Here is a 17562-nt window from a genome sequence, read left to right on the forward strand (position 1 = left end):
GTCCGCTCGGGCCTACCCATGGCGGCCATCATGCCGTGCCGAGGGTCCTGCTTGTCCTGCTCATCCAATCCGCTGTTCGCCGTCGCCCTGGCCACTGTCCTGATGCTCGGCAGTGATCTGGCAACAGCCGAGGTTCGGCACGCGTCCCCCAAGACCACCGCCCTCACTCTCGGGACCGGCGGCGAGGTTCCGGCCGAGCAGCGCGACATGAGCCTCGAGCATGTCGATCTGAGCCTCAGGGTGATCCCCGCCCGCAAGGCGATCGAGGGCGATGCCACCCTGACGATCAAGGCGCGGGGTCCGCTGAGCCGACTGGTCCTCGACCTTGACCGGAACCTGCCGGTCAGCCTGCTGGCCCTCGACGGCAAGCCCCTGGCCGCCGGCGCCTGGAGCAATCCCGAAGGCCGGCTCACCATCACCTTGCCAGCCCCCCTGGCCAAGGACGAGACGGTCAAGCTCCGAATTCGCTATGCCGGGGTCCCGCATGAGGCGAAACGCGCGCCCTGGGATGGCGGCTTTGTCTGGAAGACGACGAAGTCTGGCGAACCCTGGATTGCGACCGCCGTCCAGGGCGACGGCTGCGATCTCTTCTGGCCCTGCATCGACCAACCGATGGGTGAACCCCGACTGGTCGACCTGCACATTTCCGTCCCTGCCCCGCTGGTCGCGCCGGCCAATGGCCAGTTCCTCGGCATGACCGAGCAGGACGGCTGGCGAACCTATAACTGGCGCGCCAGGTCGCCGAATACCTATGCCATCGCCCTGAACATCGGGCCCTATGTCGAACTGGCGGACAGCTACAGGAGCCGCTTCGGGGACAGTTTTCCGATCCGGTACTGGCACCTGAAGGGGCGAGAGGTCGAGGCCAAGGCGCTGTTTGCTGAGTTTGCGCCCATGCTCGACTTCTATGAAGCGATGATCGGCCCCTATCCTTTTCGGGACGAGAAGATGGGCGTCGTCGAAACTCCTCACCTCGGCATGGAGCACCAGACCATCAATGCCTACGGCAATGGCTATGCCAAAGATGTCTATGGCTATGACTGGCTGCTGCAGCACGAACTGGCGCACGAATGGTTCGGCAACCAGCTGACCAATGCCGACTGGGACGACATGTGGCTACACGAGGGGCTGGGCACCTACATGCAGCCGCTCTACTCCCAGTGGCTGCATGGCGACATGGAATACATGGCGCGGCTCAATACCCAGCGCGCCGCGATCAGGAACCAGTTCCCGATCGTGGCCGGAAAGGTCATGGCGGAAGATCAGGTCTATGATGCCAAGGTCGGACCGGGCAACGACATCTATTACAAGGGTGCCAACGCCCTGCACACCTTGCGGAGCCTGATCGGCGACGAGGCATTCTTCAAGGCGGTCCGTATCATCGTCTACGGTCGGGCGGACCCCCGGCCCGGCAATTTCGCACCGCGCTATGCCACGACCCGGGACTTCATCAATGCCGTCAATGACGTGACGGGCCAGGATTATGGCTGGTTCTTCAACGTCTATCTCTACGAAGCCGCTGCGCCGGAACTGGTGCAGAGCCATGAGGGCGAAGATCTCGTCCTGAGCTGGAAGGTTCCGGGAAACAAACCCTTCCCGATGCCGATCGAGGTAAAGGTCGGAAGCCAGGTCGTTACCCTGCCGATGACGGGCGGAACGGGCCGGGTCCCGGTCGGAACAGTGACGCCGGTCATCGTGGATCCCGCCTCGAAGATCCTGCGTCGCCAGCCTCATGTCGAAGCCTATCAGGCCTGGAAAAAGTCCAAGGACGAGGCCGCAAAGGCCGAGGCCGAAGCTCAAAAGAAGGCCGCCGCCAAGACCGCCAAGGCCAAGCGCAGGGCTAAGACTGCCAAGCCCTGACGGCTCAAGGCGAGACGAATTCAGACTTGATTGACGATATTCCTTAACGGAACTGGTGTGAGGCTGGGGCTAGAGATCAGCCTTGCCGAGAGCTGGACCATGCTGACGCCCAACCATGTCGTGATCGCCGCTCGCGCCGTTCTGGCCCTTGGGGCCGCGACGGCCACGATCCTGATGCTGGGACCGTTCCAGGGTCTGGAGGCAGTCCTTGGTCTTACGGACAAGAGCGCCCACGCCCTTGCTTTCGGCGCTCTGACGGCCGTGTCCTTCGCAGCTTTTCCACGGCTTCGCCGCAGCGATCTAGCCCAGGCCGCCCTGATCCTGGGCGGCGCTGCCGAGATCGCTCAGATGTTTGGGGGGCGAACCGCAAGCCTGGCGGACTGGGCCGCAGATGCGGTCGGCATTGGCACCGTCTATGGGGCCAGCCTGATCGAAAGCGCCCGCAAGATGGCCCGCGACCATGGCCATCTGCCCCTCTCGACGATCATCGCCCTGGATCGCCGCAAGGCCGGGGGCCCCAAGCACCAGCCGATCGCACCCGGTGCAGAGGCCATGCCGGACCGCTTCGCAGAACGGGCCAGCCGGCACTTTCCGCGTCGTCCCGCCGCCTAGCTCAGGTCGCCGCAGCGAGGGCCTCCAGGCCCTCCGGCGTGATCTTCCAGCCCACGCGGTCACGTTGTGCGAAGCCGAGATCGGTCAGGGCCCGGGCGTGGCTGATGTTGATCCAGTCGACATCCTCGCCGGCCTGCTTGCGCGCCAGGTTTTTCAGCGCCTCCAACTGACCGTCGGACAGGGCCATCTAGAGGGCGTCCAGGGCGGGTACATCGCTCGTCTCAGCCGGCCGCGCCGCTTCGCATAGCTTGCGCAGTTGCTTGAGCATGGACGGACCACTGATCTGGCTGGGGGCATCGGAGTAGCCCTCGATCTTCAGCTGCCGCCGGATATCGGAAATGTTGCCGTATTCACCGGACCGCGCCAGCTGGAAGGCGCGTTCGAGAGTGGTTGGTCTGTGGGTCATGGGACACCGTACAGGAGACCACCCCCGACAGCGAGGCCTTGTTCCGGCGGTTGGCGGGAACAGGCCGGTCCGGCGAACGTTGTTCATCCTCACCAGAGGACATGACCATGACTGACAACAAGCAGAGTCCAGCCAACTCAGCGCCCGGTGTTCTTGGCGACTGGTCCCAGGCCCAGGACCTTGGACAGGCAGGCCATCCCGAGGATCGGGTCAGCGAAACCGACGTCAAGGAAGCCTTCCAGACCGAAGCCTCCCCAACCAGCCGGTTGGTTGCCCCGTTGCCGGACGGCGAAACCCACGACCAACTCGCCGAGCATGTCGATCAGGCCGAGGATCGCCAGGAAGCCCTGCTGGACGAAGGCCTGGAAGAAAGCTTCCCGGCCAGCGACCCCGTCAGCGTCAAACGCATCACCTGACATCCGGCTCGCCGCCGGTCTGCCTCACGCCTCTAGTCCAATGCCCCAGTAGAGGACATTAAGAACCGCCAAAACTTCCACGTAAATATCTGTTTTAATTAAATTCTTGGTCGATGACCGAGCCTCAGATCAAGGCTCGGTCACCACTGGGTCATCACTGACTTAGGCTACGAACTGACTCCACACTGGACTTTGCAAAAATCGAGAAGGCTTACATTTCGAGCTTCGGCACGAGATGGCCAACGGACCGGCGTGACCCCCATTTCTTATCCAGCCATAACGAGAGTCCTGGGTTGATTTGAGCCCTGGTCGTGGTAGGTGGCAAGAGGCCGGTGCGCAGAGCTATCAGCCAGGCCCCGCCCTATCCAGGGGCAACGGGACAGGCTGGCCTTGCAAGCCCACGGGGCATTGGCAGCCAAGGTTGGGAGCCGGCAGGATTCCGGGAGAACAGGTTTGGCCGCGTGGTCGCCGGCGAGATCTGCCGAAGGCGGGGCCGGCGGATGAAGGCCTTCTGTCCTTACGCATCATTTGGCGTCAGCTTTGAGATCGACCGCGCGCCGGTACTCTCGTGGAGACACGCCGATCCGGCGACGGAACTGAACATTGAAGTTGGAGAGCGTGGGCAAGCCGCACGCGAAAGCGACGTCAATGATGGGCTGATCCGTTCGCCGCAGAAGCAGGCAGGCTTCAGCGATGCGCAGGTCGTTGACATAGTCCGTGAAAGACCGCCCGACGAGGCGCTTGAAAGCGCGGCTGAAAGCCGCTGGCGTGACGTGAAGATGTTGCGCGGCGGTGGCAGCGCAGAGGTCCTCATGGAAGTGGGCGCCGACCCAGGTCAGCAGCCTGTCGATTCTTCGCGCATCCGCAGCTGCGGTCCCTTCGTGGCGAGGAGACTGCAGGCCTAGAGGGCGTCGCAACGCCAGGTCGTTGGTGCCGGAAATCAGGTCCAGGATGGACAGGCCCACCGCCAGTTGCGCCAGTCCGCGCGATTGCAATAGCTGCGGCATAGCCCGACGCACCTCTTCGGCGACGCCTCCGCCAAGGATCCAAGCCGAAACCGGTTCGTTGATCAAGCGACCGATCCCGTCAGCCCATTCCGGCAATGACGTCAGGCTCGCCGTGGGCCGAACCTGCATCACCATGGCTTTCACGCCACTGGGCTGCGGCCCCCATGACAACCAGGCGTGTGCTGCGTTTGGCGCAACGAGAACCAGGTCACCGGTATCGAAGGGCTCGACCGAACCGCCCACAAAACGCAAGCCGGACCCCTGAGAGATCCAGGTCAATTCGATCAGGGGATGGGCGTGCACGGCCCCGGCAAAGGCAGGGAGCGCCAAGTCCAGAACCCGCAGCGTCTTTCCTTCGGCAAACGGAACCGCCTCTTGCACGACCTTCATCGACAGGAACTCCTCCGAGCCAAAGCGGCAGATGCTCTGGCGTTCTGCCCAGGGCAGAGGCCAGCCGTGCAGGGCACGGCACACAAGGGCATCCAGATCGTGCTGCCAAATGTCCGCGCTCACAGCATTCTAACGCCAACAGGCGTCATAAAACAGTCAGTATGGGTCGACCACAGGTTAGAACCCCGCTGCGCTCCACCGCATACTGAGGCCATGCACCCTGGCCCTCCAACCAACGAAAGCAGCCGGATCCAAGAGGCGCCCTGGTGGCGCGGCGCGGTGCTTTATCAGGTCTATCCGCGGTCGTTTCAGGACAGCAATGGCGACGGCATCGGCGACCTAGCCGGGCTCGGCCAACGTCTGCCCTATATCGCAAGCCTCGGGGTCGACGGCCTGTGGATCTGCCCCTTCTTTCCAAGCCCTATGCGGGATTTCGGCTACGACGTGTCAGACTACCGCGACGTCGACCCGCGGTTCGGCACGCTGGCCGACTTCGACCATGTCGTGCGCCAGGCTCACGCCCTCGGCCTGAAGGTGATCATCGACCAGGTCTGGAGCCACACGGCGGTAGAGCACCCTTGGTTCACGGAAAGCCGTTCCAGCCGGGACAACCCCAAGGCCGACTGGTACGTCTGGGCCGATCCCAGACCAGACGGCGGCCCGCCGAACAACTGGCTAAGCTGGATGGACGGGCCAGCCTGGCGCTGGGAGCCGCGGCGGCGGCAGTACTACCTGCACAACTTCCTGCCCCAGATGCCGGACATCAATTTCCATTGCGAGGCGGCCCAGCAGGAAATCCTGGCCATCGCCCGCTTCTGGCTGGACCGGGGGGTGGACGGCTTTCGGCTCGATACCGCCAACCTCTACGCCCACGATCTTCAAATGCGCGACAACCCGCCCGCGCCACCTGACCAGCGCGGCGACAGCCCGGTGCTGATGCAGCGCCATGCCTTCACCATGGATCAGCCCGAATCCCTGGCCTTCCTGCAGCGCCTGCGCACCGAGATGGATGTCTATCCCGGACGCATGGCCGTGGGCGAGATCGGCGGCGCGGACGGGCTGACGACGATGCTGGCCTATACGCGCGGCGGCACTGCGCTGCACACGGCCTATGCCTTCGCCTTCCTCGGCGCGCGGCCTGACGCCCCGGCGGTGGCTCGCCAACTTGCTCCCTGGGCCGAGGGCGAGGGCGAGGGCTGGCCGGCCTGGGCCTTCTCCAACCACGACGCCCCCAGGGTGGCCACCCGGTGGGCGGGTGGTGACGCGGCGACGTTTGCTTTCGGCGGCCCGGCCAGTGCGGCTGCGGCGGGCGCGGGTCCGCTCACCTGGATGGCCCTGCTGATGGCCTTGCGCGGCACGATCTTCATCTACCAGGGCGAGGAACTGGGCCTGCCGCAAAGCGATGTTCCCTTCGAGCAGATGCAGGATCCGTTCGGCCTCGCCAACTGGCCGCTCATTCCCAGTCGTGACGGCTGCCGGACACCCATGCCCTGGGCGCACGCAGCCGCACACGCCGGCTTCAGCACCGCCCAGCCCTGGCTGCCGGTGGACCCCGCCCATGTGGATCGCGCCGTGGACCGGCAGGAGGCCGATCCGGAGTCGATGCTGCAGCAGACCCGCCGGCTTCTGGCGCTGCGTCGCGCAAACCCTGCCCTGCAGTCCGGTGCCTGCCGCGTGCTTTGGGCCGAGGGTGAGGTGCTCCTTTTGCAGCGCGGCGACGGACCGGACGCCATCCTTGCGCTCTTCAACCTGGGCGCAGGGGAGGCTCCCCTGCCCCCCATACTTGCCCCTGAGGCGGTCAGTCAAAGCCCGCTGCTATGGGCCAGTCACACGGACCTGACCCAGGCGTCTCGTCTTCCCGGCGGTGCCGCCCTTTTCCTTCGCGCGACCTGAACACCATGATCGACATCGACAGCCACTATCCGCTCTCCGCCCAGCAGATCGCGCAGTTCCGCCGCGATGGCTTCATCAAGCTCAAGGACGTGCTCAGCGCCGATGCCCTGGCCCATTTCGGCAACGAGATCACCCGCCTGACCATCGATCTCAACACCGAGCAACGTCCGCTGGAGGAGCGCAGCACCTATGACCGCGCGTTCCTGCAGGTGATGAACCTCTGGGAAAAAAGCCCCCTCGTGGGTCGCTTCGTCATGGGCCAGAGGCTGGCGCGCATCGCCGCCGAGCTGCTCGAGGTGGCAGGCGTGCGCCTCTACCATGACCAGTCCCTGTACAAGGAGCCGGGCGGCGGCATCACGCCCGCTCACGCCGACCAGTATTACTGGCCCCTGGGATCCGACCGCACCGTCACCGCCTGGATTCCGCTGCAGGCGGTGCCGGAGGAGATGGGCCCGCTGGGCTTCTATGCGCGCAGCCAGTCTGTGGCCTTTGGGCGAGACCTCGGCATCTCGGACGAAAGCGAGGAAAAGATCAGCGCCAACATGGCCCTGCACGGCTTCGAGTTCTGCACCGGTGCCTTTGATCTTGGTGATGTCAGCTTTCACCTGGGCTGGACCTTCCACAAGGCCGGTTCCAACGTCAGTCCGAGACCGCGATCGGTCATGACGATCATCTATATGGACGCAGACCAGCGCCTGGCACCCGCCCTCAACCCTGTGCAGAGCAACGATCGCGACCAGTGGTGCCCCGGTGCCCGCGAGGGTGAGGTGATCGCCACGCGGAAGAATCCGGTGATCTGGAGGCGCGCGTGATCTTTCTGGCGCAGACAGGCTTGATCCAGGGCCAGCCGCTCCAGCGCCCAAGCCACGCCCGGCCATGACCCAACCCGTCGATCACAGTCACGATGGTCTGGCCGGGGAGCCGCGGCTGCGTCGCGACCTCAACCTCGGCACCCTGGCCGGCCTGCCCCGCGCCTCTCGCGGCTGGCGGGCCACGCTGCGCGAACAATTGGCGCTGCTGAAAGCCGACGGCTATGAGGCGGTACAGATCTGGACGCCCGACGATGCGGCCTGCGACGCCGCCCGTGAGGCGGGCCTGGCCCTGACCGGCATGGGCAGCGCGCGCGCACCGGTCGAAGTGGCACCCCTGGTGAAGCACCAGCTCGACCTGGGTTGCGGCATCACCACCCTTCACCTGGGCGATAGCTTCGAGTCCGACGCGGAGATGGACGCCTTCGCGGCCGCAGTGCTGGACGCCTCGGCCCGGCACGCCCAGCCCGTCTATGTGGAAACCCATCGCGGCACCCTGACCCAGGACATCCGCCGGACCCTGGACTGGGTAAGGCGCTGGCCCGCCCTGCGGTTCAATGCCGACCTGTCACATTGGTATACGGGCCATGAGCTGACCTATGGCGGCGAGTTCCAGACCCGCCTCGCGCGGTTGCAGCCGGTGCTCGACCGCGTGCGGTTCCTGCATGCGCGGGTGGGTAATCCGGGCTGCATCCAGACGGCGCTGGACGAGCCCGGGGACAGCCTGGGCCACTTCCGGGAGATGTGGACCCGCTGCTTTGCCGGATTCCTGCGGAGCGCGCGGCCAGGCGATTTTCTCAGCATCACCCCAGAGCTCCTGCCCCAGCGTCTCGGCGAGGGCGCGGGTGCTTCCTGGCTGCACTACGCGCAACCGCGCGCCGACAGCCGCCGACGGGCCTTCGGCGGGGAACCGAGTGATCGCTACGACGACGCCGCACGCCTGTGGGACATCGCCAGCGAGTGCTTTGTCGTCGCGCGCCAAGACCTGACCCCGGGGCAAAGCCATGCATGTTGATCCATCTCGCCACAGCACCGGCTTTCTCATTCTGCTGAGCCTTCCCACGGCAGCGATCGGCTTCTCGCTATCGGCCGCCGTGGCATCGACCACCTGGTTGCTCAGCACCCGCTACGGCCTGCACCTGGACAATATTGCGCTGATCTGGCTTGCGGGTCCGCTGATGGGCCTGTTTGTCCAGCCCCTGGTCGGTGCCCTGAGCGACCGAACGTGGCTGCTGGGCGGACGCCGTCGGCTCTACCTGCTGATCGGGGGCACGGCCGGGGCGATATCGATGTACGCCCTGCTTCATCTGGACCAGCTTGCGGCCGTCACCACGCTGAGCCTGCTCTCGGTCGCCGTGGTCGTGACCCTGCTGCTGGATCTGAGCACCAATGTAACCTTCAACCCGGCGCGCTCGCTGGTGGCCGACCTGACCGCCGAGGGCCCGCAGCGGGTCCGGGGATATGCCTGGATGCAGACGGTTTCAGGCCTCTTCGGGGTCAGCGCCTATCTCGTGTCCATCTTTCTGGGCAATGCCGTGCTGATCCAGGTGACCGTGGCGGTGACCTTTCTGTGTACTGTCGTGCCCACCCTGCTGATCCGCGAGCCGGCACCGGAGCAAGTCTCGCCCTCCCCCGGCGCGGCCGCCGCAGCGAGCAGGGCTGGCGGACACCCGTTTCGGGCGCTGCTCCCGATGGCCGGCTTAGGGGCTTACGGTCTCTACGTCGCCGTCGACAAGGTGCTGCTGAAGGGCGCGCTGTCCGGGTTCGCGGTGCCGCTATTCCTGCTCGCCGCCGCCAGCACGGTGGCCTGGGGCGTGAGCCTGGTCTGGCGGGATCGCGTCCGCGGCAGTGCAGCCCTGCGCCTTCGCAAGATCCTGCTTGCCCATGGTCTGGCCTGGCTGGGCGTTCAGGGCATGTTCGTGATGGCCTTCTTCTTCGTGCGCGATTTCATCGTGCCGGGCAGTCCCAGTCAGGAGGTCATGGCCAATGTCTTCCACCGCTGGATAAACGGCTCGACACCCAGCGCGGCCGACACGGCGGGCAACATCCTCTCCATGGGCTTCCTGTTGATGAACATCGTCGGTGCCCTTTTGCCCGTAACACTTCTGGACCCCTTGTGCCGGCGATGGGGCAAGGTGGCGGTGCATCGCGCCGCGATGGGCCTCATGGCCCTGGGCTTCCTGTTCATCGCCTTGGCGGCCCGGTCAGAGGGCAGCTACTATCTCGGCATGCTGCTCGTCGGCGTCGGCTGGTCGTCCCTGATTTCGATCGTGTTCGCGATCTTCTCCGAGTCCGTCGACCCGCGAGAAATGGGGGTCAGCATGGGGGTCTTCAATTCGAGCCTCGTCCTTCCGGCTCTGGCTGTACCCGGCCTCCTGCAGATCTCCGAGCACCTCGATCAGCACCGCTGGATTTTCGGCCTCTTCGCCGCCTGCCTGTCCCTGTCCTGGGCCTTCTGGCTCAGCGTCGCAGAGCGCCCTCAAACACCGTGAGCCCTTTCCGGAGACCTCAAGGATGATCGACCTGCAAATTCGTCGGCTTCTGCGGTCATCCTGCAGTCTTTCGCACTGGCTGAAGGTGGAAGGTCGCCGCTGGGCGATAGCAATCTGGTGCGGAGCCCTGGCGGTTTCGACCGCGTCGGCTCAAACCTTCACCGATTGGGTCGACCCATTCATCGGGACACAGGGTACGGGGCACGTGACCCCGGGCGCTACCGTGCCCTTCGGCATGGTCTTCCCCGCACCAGACAATGCCGATCGCGGTTGGAGCTACAGCGCCGGATACCAGTATGGCGACCGCAGGATCCTCGGATTTTCCAATACCCACCAGAGCGGAGCGGGCATCCCGGAATTGGGTGACGTTCTGCTCCTGCCCCGGGCCGGTACAGCCTGGTCCTCCGGCGACGGCGACTTTGGCGCTCTGAAATCGATCGAGCGCGCGCGACCCGGCTGGTACTCCGTGCGGTTGCAGGACTATGGCGTGACTGTGGAACTCACGGCCGCGCCCAAGGTCGCGCTGCAGCGCTACCGCTTTGACCGGCCCGGGCGCGTACAGGTCCTGGTGGACCTCCAGCATGGGTTGAACTACCTGGAGCAGCCCTCGGTGGTGGCCTCCAGTGTCACCTCCCGCCAAGATGGCCTGCAGGGCACGCTGCACCGGCGGAACTGGGTCACTCGCCAGGTGTCCTTCGTCGTGCGGTTCAGCCAGCCTGTGCTGCGCAGCCAGACCCTGCCCGCTCGGCCGGGCGACAAAGCCCCTCGCCTGCTGCTGGATTTCGATCTTGGCACCAGCCGCACGCTGGAGGCCCGGGTCGCCCTGTCGACGGTCGATGAGGCCGGCGCAGAGCGCAACCTGAACACTGTCGCGGGCCAGGATTTCCAAGCCGTGCGCCAGAACGCCGACCAGGCCTGGAATGCCCTGCTTGGCCGAATTCGCATCCAGGCCGACGCGCGCAAGAAGCGCCTCTTTTACTCGGCGCTCTATCGCACCCTGCAGCATCCCAGCGACATCGCCGATGCCAATGGCCAGGTCCGCGGCCCTCGCGGTGAAGTGCTCCAGGCTCCAGGCGGCGTCTATTACTCGACCCTGAGTCTCTGGGACACCTTCAGGGCTTCGCACCCCCTTTTCACCCTGATTGTGCCCGAGCGCGTACCCGGCTTCGTCAACACCCTGCTCGCCCATCATCGCCAGATGGGCTACCTGCCCCTGTGGACCAGCTGGGGCCAGGAGACCTATTGCATGATCGGCAACCCGGCCTTGCCGGTGATCGCCGACGCACTCGTCAAGGGCTTTGGCGAGGGGGGACGCATCGACGAAGAGGCGGCTCTGGCGGCGATGTTGGAGACCAGCACCCGCGAGCGCCCAGACGCGCCCGAGTGGGCCCAGCGCGGCTGGGCGGTACTGGACCGCTACGGCTACTTGCCTTTCGATCTGCAAAAGGGAGAGTCCGTCAGCATGACGGCCGAATACGGCTACGGTGACGCGGCTGTGGCCACCGTCGCCGAGCGCTTGGGCCGGCAGGACATCGCGAAGCGTTTCCGGGCCCGGTCACAGAGCTGGAACCAGCTGTTTGACGAAGAGACCCGCACCCTGCGCGGCAAGGACAGTTCGGGACGCTGGCGCACGCCCTTCGATCCTGTCGCGGCGACATCGCCCCTGAAGAACCCTGGCGACTATACGGAAGCCAATGCCTGGCAGTATACCGCGACGCCCGCGCTCCACGACGCTGCAGCATTCCGTGACCGGCTCGGCGGCGCGGAGGCCCTTGAAGCCTGGCTGGACCGCTTCTTCACCCTGCCCGTGCCCAACCCTGACAAGCATCTCGGTCAGGAGGCGCTGATCGGCCAGTACGCTCATGCCAACGAGCCCAGCCATCACATTACCTGGCTCTACGCCCTGACCGGGTCGCCGGAGAGGGGCCAGAGGCTGCGTGAACAGATCGTACGCCGCTTCTATGGGACCGGACCCGACGGCCTTGTCGGCAATGACGATGTTGGCCAGATGAGTGCATGGCTGGTCTTCACCATGCTCGGCTTCTACCCTGCCGAGCCTTTCAGCGGCCGCTATGTCCTTGGACAGCCGCTCGTGTCAGGCGCTCAAATCCAGATACCTGGCGGCAGGATGGTCCGCATAAGCGGCACTGGCCCGCTGCCGATCCTGGATGAAAAGCCGCTTCCCAAGCATCAGGTATCGCACAAGGATCTCCTCGCTGCCCGTTCATTGCGGTTCGAGTGAACTGCACTCAGGCCCCAAGGCGGCGGCGCTCCCGGAAATCGGAATGGCCGTCGTGCGAGATTTCCCCAGTACGGCCGCTGCCCCGAAAGCGGCCCCTCCCAAGGTCTGAGAAGAGTCAGAAGCGGCGGTTTGCGCCCAAGGTGCATTGCCGGAAATTTTCCGAGCAGATTTGGACCGGGTGGGGCCTCACCGGCACAACGATCTAGGGTGCCGAGATCTCGAACCAGAGGTCGAAGCGGTCCAGGAGCGCCAGCAGGCTGATCAGGGCACCCGCGCCGGGCCCCTCCAGCGCGACCTCCTCGGGCGTCTTGGCGCCGTGCACCAGATCGACCAGAAGGTCCCGGGTCAGCTCGACCTGCGGCCCGCCCGCGCCAGGCCTATGGTGCAGAACAGCGTTCTCGAGGCTGACCGCGAAGCGCTCGCCGGTGTCGGTAAAGACCGCCGTGAACGCGATCTCCGTCGCCCCGGCCTTCTCGCCGTTCAGCCGCACCGAAAGGGAATCAAGCACATTGTCGGTGGGCATGGTCCGCAGCTGGCCGGCCGAGGCCTGGCGGGGCGTGGCGCTGGGCGGCCTAGGACATCGCAGTTCCTGGGCGCCGGTCAGGTAGAAGTCGCGCCAGGGCCCGGACTCCGCCTGAAATCCCATCTGCTCGAAGGCGTCGGCCTGCAGGGCACGGGCTTCCTGGTTGGCCGGATCGGCGAACACAAGATGGCCGACCAGTTCGGCGACCCAGCGGTAGTCGCCGGTCGCGAATGCCTCGCGCGCCTGCGCCAGCAGCCGCTCGGCCCCGCCCATCGCCGCGACATAGCGCCGGCCCGCAGCTTCGGGCGGATGCTTGTGCAGGTTGGCCGGGTTGCCGTCGAACCAGCCGAGGTAGCGCTGATAGACCGCCTTGGCGTTGTGGCTGAGCGTTCCATAGTAACTGCGCGTGTGCCACTCGGCTTCCAGGGTCGGCGGCAGCCGCAGCACCTCGGCGATCTCGGTGGCGTTGAGCCCATGGTTGGCCATACGCAGCGTCTGGTCGTGGATGTACTTGTAGAGGTCGCGCTGCTGGGTCAGGAATCGGCGGATCGGACCGGCGTCCCACCGTGGCCAGTGGTGGCTCGCGAACATCACCCTCGTATCCGCGCCGAACAGCGCCAACGCCTCGTCGATGTAGAAACTCCAGGCCTTTGCGTCCCGCACCTGGGCCCCGCGCGGCGTGTACAGATTGTGCAGGTGACAGGTACAGTTCTCCGCCATGCACAGCGCGCCGAACTTCGGGAAGAAGAAGTTCATCTCGGCCGGCGCTTCGGTGTCCGGAGTCACCTGGAAACGGATCTCGACCCCGTCAACCGTCAGGGTCTGGCCGGTGTGGGTAATGGACTCGGTGGGTGCCACCAGGGCGACACGGCCCGTGGACGTTCCCTTGCCGAGCCCGGAGTCCACGTGGCCCTGCGGATCCTTGGGCAGCAGGCCGCCATACATGTACGTCGCCCGGCGGCTCATCACATTGCCGGCCAGGACGTTCTCAGCGACGGCCGCCTGCAGAAAGCCCTCGGGGGCGATGATCCGCAGGCCGGCGGCGATCTCCTCCGGCGAGGCGACACCCAGGATGCCGCCGTAGTGGTCCACGTGGCTGTGGGTGTAGATAACCGCGCTGACCGGCCGGTCGCCCTTCTCGTCGCGCAGCAGCTTCAGCGCTGCTGCCGCCGGCTGGGCCGAGGTCAGCGGATCGATGACAATCCAGCCGGTCTCGCCTTCGATAAAGGTGATGTTGGAGATGTCGAAGCCGCGCACCTGGTAGACGCCGGGCGTCACCTCGAACAGGCCGTGATGGGCGTTGAGCCGCGCCTGCCGCCAGAGGCTGGGGTTCACGGTGTCGGGCCGCTCGCCCTCCAGAAAGGCGAAGGGACGTTGGCTCCAGGCGCCGGGCACGTCAGCGTCAGAGATCGAGCCGACGAAGCCACGCTTTGCCAGCACGAAGTCACCACCGTCATCGGCGGGTAGAGCCGCCGCCATGGCCGAATGCGCCGCCCGCGTCGCCTCGGTGGCGGTCTTCCGTGTCAGGTCCATGTCGCTGTCTCCCCCGGCATCGTCTTCCAGCGCCCATTCCGGACTGCCACCATACAACAGCGACTTTGGGTCGACAGGCAGGCCTTTAAGCGGACCAGGAATGTCTTGGTCCCTGTGGCCTCGACCCTCAGGCCGAGCCCCTTGAGCTCCGCGTCCTAAACCGTATAGCGCGCACCCTCCTTCTCGAAGGTGTCGATCGTGCGCTTGTTCAGGCGCGCGATGCGCACCCCGTCCCTATCGATAGCCATAGCCGCCAAGCTCTTTGGTCACCACGGGTCACCATTTGGTCACCACGCATCAGGTAACTGCCGAGAACCACCACCACCCATGAGGCCGAAAAGCACAAGTTTTTCAATGCCTAGGCAACCTGACAAGCCCCTCAAGCCTCCAGTTCGATGTCCCAGTAGAGATAGTCGAGCCAGCTGGCGTGCAGGTGGCCCGGCGGGAAGCGGCGGCCGCGATCCTGGAGTTCGTGCATGCTGGGTCGTCGCGCCGAATGGAACGGCAGCATTCCCGCCTCGCGTAGCGTCCGGCCGCCCTTGCGCAGATTGCAGGGTGCGCAGGCGGTGACGATATTCTCCCAGGTCGTCCTGCCGCCGCGCGAGCGGGGAATGACATGGTCGAAGGTCAGGTCCTCCGGTGACGCGCAATACTGACAGCTGAAGGCGTCGCGCAGGAACAGGTTGAAGCGCGTGAAGGCCGGCGGCCGGTCCTGCGGGACATACTGCTTCAGCGACACGACACTGGGCAGTTTCATCTCGAAGGACGGCGAATGAACGACGTGATCATAGGTCGACACGACCTCGACACGCTCAAGGAACACCGCCTTGATCACATCCTGCCAAGGCCAGAGTGACAGAGGATAATAGCTGAGAGGCCGATAGTCGGCATTCAGCACAAGGGCCGGCATGCCTGACGGCGGACGGGAGAGGACCTGCATCAGGATCTCCCTCTGGAGCCTGAGAGACTCCTGAAAAGCGGATACGCGATCGGACTGAAGACGGGCCTCCTTCCTACGCATTCAAAGGGAATCGCCATTCATTCCCGAACGCACCGAAAGGATGATCCAACTCCGCGACGGAACCAAGACATCTGGCGGATAGCGATCAGATTGGCGGAATTTCGCCCGTTTTGACCGCGCCATAGCAGCGCCAGAGCAAATGGGCCGCGACTCCGCGATACGGCTTCCAGGCTTCAGCCCTGGCATAGGCCTGTTTCTCGTTCGGGCGGACCTCGGCACGGTCGGCCCAGCGCATAGCTTCCTGCAAGGCGACGTCGCCCCCCGGAAACATGTCCAGCCGGCCTTCGCAGAACATCAGATAGGTCTCGGCGGTCCAGCGGCCGATGCCCTTGACGGCCATCAGAGCCGCGGCGGCCTCATCATCCGGCAAATTGCGCAGGGCGTTGAGGTCGCAAAGTCCTGTCACCTGGGCCTCGGCTATGGCGCGCGCATAGCGCACCTTGGGCCTGGAAAGTCCCAATCCCTGCAGATCGAGGTCCTCAAGCGCCAGAATGGCCGGAGCCGTGATCTCTCCCAGTCCGGCCTCGACCCGGCGCCAGATCGAGGCGGCCGAAGCCAGGGACACCTGCTGGTAGACAATCAGCTTCAGAAGTCCGGCAAAGCCAGGCTCGGCCGATCGCCAGGCAAACGAGGGGGTCACGGCGTCAATGGCCGCAAGGGCCGGGTCAACAGCCGCCAGGTGGGCGCGAGCAACCTTAATCTGGTCAGGCGTGGGCGACGGATCGACAGACATGGCCATGGACAGACCATTGCCCCGCAAGGCCTGCAACCCGATCCTTGCTAGGCGACCGAGATGATCTCGACTTCACCACCCGCCACCATGGCGGTGTCGCCGACCGTCTTGCCCAACAGGGCCCTGGCCAGGGGAGAAACATAGGAGACCGAACCCCCTGCAGGATCGGCTTCGTCCTCGCCGACGATGCGGAAAGTCTGGCGGCGGCCATCTTCGCGCTCAAAGGTCACCGCCTGGCCAAAATGGACCACATCAGCCGGACCGGTCGGTTCGGTCAGTTGGGCGCTGGCTCGCCGGGCCGCAAAGTAGCGCAGGTCTCGCGTCGCCCGGGCCATGGCCGTGCGATCCTCAGCCACGCCGCCCGTCGCCTGGGCGGCACCATAGGCAGCGCGGGCTGCAGCCAGGCTGGAGTCCAGCTGGGCAAGACCCCGGGCGGTCACCAGGTTGGGATTGGACGAGATAGGCCGATCGAGCAGGTCGGCGGCGAAGGCTTCGCTGTCGCCTTCCTTGGTGAAGGCGACGCTCATCGGCAGACACTCTGGAAGTTCATCGACATCAGCTGGGAATCCGAAGACCGGCGGTTCAGTCCCGGCGCGGGCCTGAAGTCCCAGGCGCATCGGCTCTCCGTGCTAGCGCCCGACCCAGGGGGATTCAAGGGCCGACAGGCGTGAAAGACGGGGTCGCGATGGCGGAGCGGTCCTGACAGGCCCAGCTCCGCCGTTCACGGATAAGAGTCGCTTAGAGAACGATGCCTGCGACAGAGCCGGCGAGCGCCAGAGCGAGAACCAGGAAATAGCCACCAGCCAGGCGGTCGACGGCGTTTTCAAAGGCGTTAAGCGAACGGAGCATGGTGCAGATCCTTCTGTTTTTGCCTGGCCCAGCCGCTTGCCGGTCTGGCCCGCCCAATCTGGACAATGCTTAGATAGCATCGATCTAAACGCCGTCAAGATAATCTTGACATCGTTTGGATGAAATTTAGGAAATCAGGCGTTAGAGTAGGACGATGACCAGCGCAGCCAACGAATCCCGCCCCTACCACCATGGCGACCTGAGCCGAGCTTTGGTCGATGCCGCGCGCCGAATTCTTGAAAAAGAAGGGCCGGCGGCCCTGTCCCTGCGGGCCGTGGCCCGGGAAGCCGGCGTCAGCCCGGCCGCGCCCTATCACCACTTCAAGGACAAGGGCGAATTGCTCGAAGCGGTGGCCCATGAGGGCTGGGTCGCCCTCGACGCCGCCCTGACCGAGTCACGCGCCGCCGCCAAGGACGCCCGGCAGGGCATGACCAATATCGGCGTCACCTATGTGCAGTTTGCCCGCGAAAATCCGGCGCTCTACCGGGTCATGTATGACTGCTCGCGCGACAAGGACGCCCTTCCGGACCAGATGAAGGAGGAAGGGGCCTATTGCCAGGTGCGGGATTCGATCTCAGCCCAGTCCGACGGCCAGTACAGCGACATCGACCTCGAACTGGCCACGATCGCCGCCTGGTGCGCCGGCCATGGCCTGGCCGAGATGACCAGCTTCAAGCAGTTTGCCCCCCCTGAAAGAACTGCTCGGCGGTGAGGAGGCCTTCCTGCGGGGCGTTCTGGAGCACCTCGGCATGTTCGCGAAGTTCGACAAGGCCTAG

Annotated in this window: 16 protein-coding genes and 1 pseudogene; 9 read left to right on the plus strand and 8 right to left on the minus strand. The window is 65.2% G+C overall.

Features of this window, described 5'->3' with window-relative positions:
* Positions 1 to 102: 102 nt before the first annotated feature.
* Together AQ619_RS10660 and AQ619_RS10665 are read left to right on the plus strand one after the other, a co-directional pair.
* Entirely contained in the window at positions 103 to 1860 is a 1758-nt protein-coding gene (locus AQ619_RS10660) for a M1 family metallopeptidase (protein ID WP_062151571.1), read from the plus strand.
* Between the two features lie 99 nt (positions 1861 to 1959).
* Positions 1960 to 2472 (plus strand): VanZ family protein, encoded by a 513-nt coding sequence (locus AQ619_RS10665; protein WP_062147102.1) that lies wholly within the window; start codon positions 1960 to 1962, stop codon positions 2470 to 2472.
* A gap of 1 nt (position 2473) precedes the next feature.
* On the opposite strand, the gene AQ619_RS10670 is transcribed toward AQ619_RS10665, so the two are convergent.
* Both AQ619_RS10670 and AQ619_RS10675 read right to left on the minus strand, forming a co-directional pair.
* Positions 2474 to 2659, minus strand: a complete 186-nt coding sequence (locus tag AQ619_RS10670; protein ID WP_062147104.1) for a hypothetical protein — start codon at positions 2657 to 2659, stop codon at positions 2474 to 2476.
* Positions 2660 to 2878, minus strand: coding sequence for a hypothetical protein (locus AQ619_RS10675; RefSeq protein ID WP_062147106.1), 219 nt, complete (start codon positions 2876 to 2878; stop codon positions 2660 to 2662).
* 107 nt (positions 2879 to 2985) lie between these two features.
* On the opposite strand from AQ619_RS10675, the gene AQ619_RS10680 reads away from it, so the two are divergent.
* Positions 2986 to 3294: a hypothetical protein gene (locus tag AQ619_RS10680; protein WP_062151574.1), complete on the plus strand. Its 309-nt coding sequence runs from the start codon at positions 2986 to 2988 to the stop codon at positions 3292 to 3294.
* Positions 3295 to 3818: 524 nt separating this feature from the next.
* Here AQ619_RS10680 and AQ619_RS10685 read toward each other — a convergent pair.
* Positions 3819 to 4691, minus strand: coding sequence for an AraC family transcriptional regulator (locus AQ619_RS10685; RefSeq protein ID WP_166504214.1), 873 nt, complete (start codon positions 4689 to 4691; stop codon positions 3819 to 3821).
* 213 nt (positions 4692 to 4904) lie between these two features.
* Between AQ619_RS10685 and AQ619_RS10690 the strand changes: the two genes are divergently transcribed.
* The 5 genes from AQ619_RS10690 to AQ619_RS10710 all read left to right on the plus strand — a co-directional run bounded on the left by AQ619_RS10690 (position 4905) and on the right by AQ619_RS10710 (position 12127).
* On the plus strand, positions 4905 to 6584 hold the full coding sequence (locus AQ619_RS10690) for an alpha-amylase family glycosyl hydrolase (RefSeq protein WP_084745919.1): 1680 nt from the start codon (positions 4905 to 4907) through the stop codon (positions 6582 to 6584).
* A gap of 5 nt (positions 6585 to 6589) precedes the next feature.
* Complete coding sequence (locus AQ619_RS10695) at positions 6590 to 7396, plus strand: phytanoyl-CoA dioxygenase family protein (RefSeq protein ID WP_062147112.1); 807 nt, start codon at positions 6590 to 6592, stop codon at positions 7394 to 7396.
* Between the two features lie 64 nt (positions 7397 to 7460).
* Positions 7461 to 8408: an apurinic/apyrimidinic endonuclease family protein gene (locus AQ619_RS10700; RefSeq protein WP_062147114.1), complete on the plus strand. Its 948-nt coding sequence runs from the start codon at positions 7461 to 7463 to the stop codon at positions 8406 to 8408.
* Positions 8398 to 9885 (plus strand): MFS transporter, encoded by a 1488-nt coding sequence (locus tag AQ619_RS10705; protein ID WP_062147116.1) that lies wholly within the window; start codon positions 8398 to 8400, stop codon positions 9883 to 9885. Before AQ619_RS10700 ends, AQ619_RS10705 begins: the two co-directional genes overlap by 11 nt.
* 22 nt (positions 9886 to 9907) lie before the next feature.
* Positions 9908 to 12127: a GH92 family glycosyl hydrolase gene (locus AQ619_RS10710; protein ID WP_084745921.1), complete on the plus strand. Its 2220-nt coding sequence runs from the start codon at positions 9908 to 9910 to the stop codon at positions 12125 to 12127.
* 202 nt (positions 12128 to 12329) lie between these two features.
* Here AQ619_RS10710 and AQ619_RS10715 read toward each other — a convergent pair whose 3' ends face one another.
* The 5 genes from AQ619_RS10715 to AQ619_RS19345 form a co-directional block, all read right to left on the minus strand.
* The gene (locus AQ619_RS10715) at positions 12330 to 14183 is read right to left on the minus strand and encodes an alkyl/aryl-sulfatase (protein WP_062151578.1); all 1854 of its coding nucleotides are present in this window, start codon (positions 14181 to 14183) and stop codon (positions 12330 to 12332) included.
* Between the two features lie 379 nt (positions 14184 to 14562).
* A complete protein-coding gene (locus AQ619_RS10720) occupies positions 14563 to 15126 on the minus strand; it encodes an HNH endonuclease (RefSeq protein ID WP_166504343.1) in 564 nt (187 codons plus the stop codon).
* A 163-nt stretch (positions 15127 to 15289) separates the two neighbouring features.
* A complete protein-coding gene (locus tag AQ619_RS10725) occupies positions 15290 to 15943 on the minus strand; it encodes a DNA-3-methyladenine glycosylase family protein (RefSeq protein ID WP_084746244.1) in 654 nt (217 codons plus the stop codon).
* Positions 15944 to 15984: 41 nt separating this feature from the next.
* Complete coding sequence (gene greA, locus AQ619_RS10730; RefSeq protein ID WP_062151584.1) at positions 15985 to 16464, minus strand: transcription elongation factor GreA; 480 nt, start codon at positions 16462 to 16464, stop codon at positions 15985 to 15987.
* A 211-nt stretch (positions 16465 to 16675) separates the two neighbouring features.
* Complete coding sequence (locus AQ619_RS19345) at positions 16676 to 16786, minus strand: hypothetical protein (RefSeq protein WP_236849452.1); 111 nt, start codon at positions 16784 to 16786, stop codon at positions 16676 to 16678.
* Between the two features lie 154 nt (positions 16787 to 16940).
* Between AQ619_RS19345 and AQ619_RS10735 the strand changes: the two are divergent.
* Positions 16941 to 17562, plus strand: a pseudogene (locus AQ619_RS10735) (TetR/AcrR family transcriptional regulator).

The organism is Caulobacter henricii, from assembly GCF_001414055.1.
Taxonomy (GTDB): domain Bacteria; phylum Pseudomonadota; class Alphaproteobacteria; order Caulobacterales; family Caulobacteraceae; genus Caulobacter; species Caulobacter henricii.

What these genes read in the sequence shown, in the direction of transcription:
- AQ619_RS10660 (WP_062151571.1), top strand. Translation starts at nt 103, where the DNA reads ATGCTCGGCAGTGATCTGGCAACAGCCGAGGTTCGGCACGCGTCCCCC.
- AQ619_RS10665 (WP_062147102.1), top strand. Translation starts at nt 1,960, where the DNA reads ATGCTGACGCCCAACCATGTCGTGATCGCCGCTCGCGCCGTTCTGGCC.
- AQ619_RS10670 (WP_062147104.1), bottom strand. Translation starts at nt 2,659, where the DNA reads ATGGCCCTGTCCGACGGTCAGTTGGAGGCGCTGAAAAACCTGGCGCGC.
- AQ619_RS10675 (WP_062147106.1), bottom strand. Translation starts at nt 2,878, where the DNA reads ATGACCCACAGACCAACCACTCTCGAACGCGCCTTCCAGCTGGCGCGG.
- AQ619_RS10680 (WP_062151574.1), top strand. Translation starts at nt 2,986, where the DNA reads ATGACTGACAACAAGCAGAGTCCAGCCAACTCAGCGCCCGGTGTTCTT.
- AQ619_RS10685 (WP_166504214.1), bottom strand. Translation starts at nt 4,691, where the DNA reads ATGAAGGTCGTGCAAGAGGCGGTTCCGTTTGCCGAAGGAAAGACGCTG.
- AQ619_RS10690 (WP_084745919.1), top strand. Translation starts at nt 4,905, where the DNA reads ATGCACCCTGGCCCTCCAACCAACGAAAGCAGCCGGATCCAAGAGGCG.
- AQ619_RS10695 (WP_062147112.1), top strand. Translation starts at nt 6,590, where the DNA reads ATGATCGACATCGACAGCCACTATCCGCTCTCCGCCCAGCAGATCGCG.
- AQ619_RS10700 (WP_062147114.1), top strand. Translation starts at nt 7,461, where the DNA reads ATGACCCAACCCGTCGATCACAGTCACGATGGTCTGGCCGGGGAGCCG.
- AQ619_RS10705 (WP_062147116.1), top strand. Translation starts at nt 8,398, where the DNA reads ATGCATGTTGATCCATCTCGCCACAGCACCGGCTTTCTCATTCTGCTG.
- AQ619_RS10710 (WP_084745921.1), top strand. Translation starts at nt 9,908, where the DNA reads ATGATCGACCTGCAAATTCGTCGGCTTCTGCGGTCATCCTGCAGTCTT.
- AQ619_RS10715 (WP_062151578.1), bottom strand. Translation starts at nt 14,183, where the DNA reads ATGGACCTGACACGGAAGACCGCCACCGAGGCGACGCGGGCGGCGCAT.
- AQ619_RS10725 (WP_084746244.1), bottom strand. Translation starts at nt 15,943, where the DNA reads ATGGCCATGTCTGTCGATCCGTCGCCCACGCCTGACCAGATTAAGGTT.
- greA (WP_062151584.1), bottom strand. Translation starts at nt 16,464, where the DNA reads ATGAGCGTCGCCTTCACCAAGGAAGGCGACAGCGAAGCCTTCGCCGCC.
- AQ619_RS19345 (WP_236849452.1), bottom strand. Translation starts at nt 16,786, where the DNA reads ATGCTCCGTTCGCTTAACGCCTTTGAAAACGCCGTCGACCGCCTGGCT.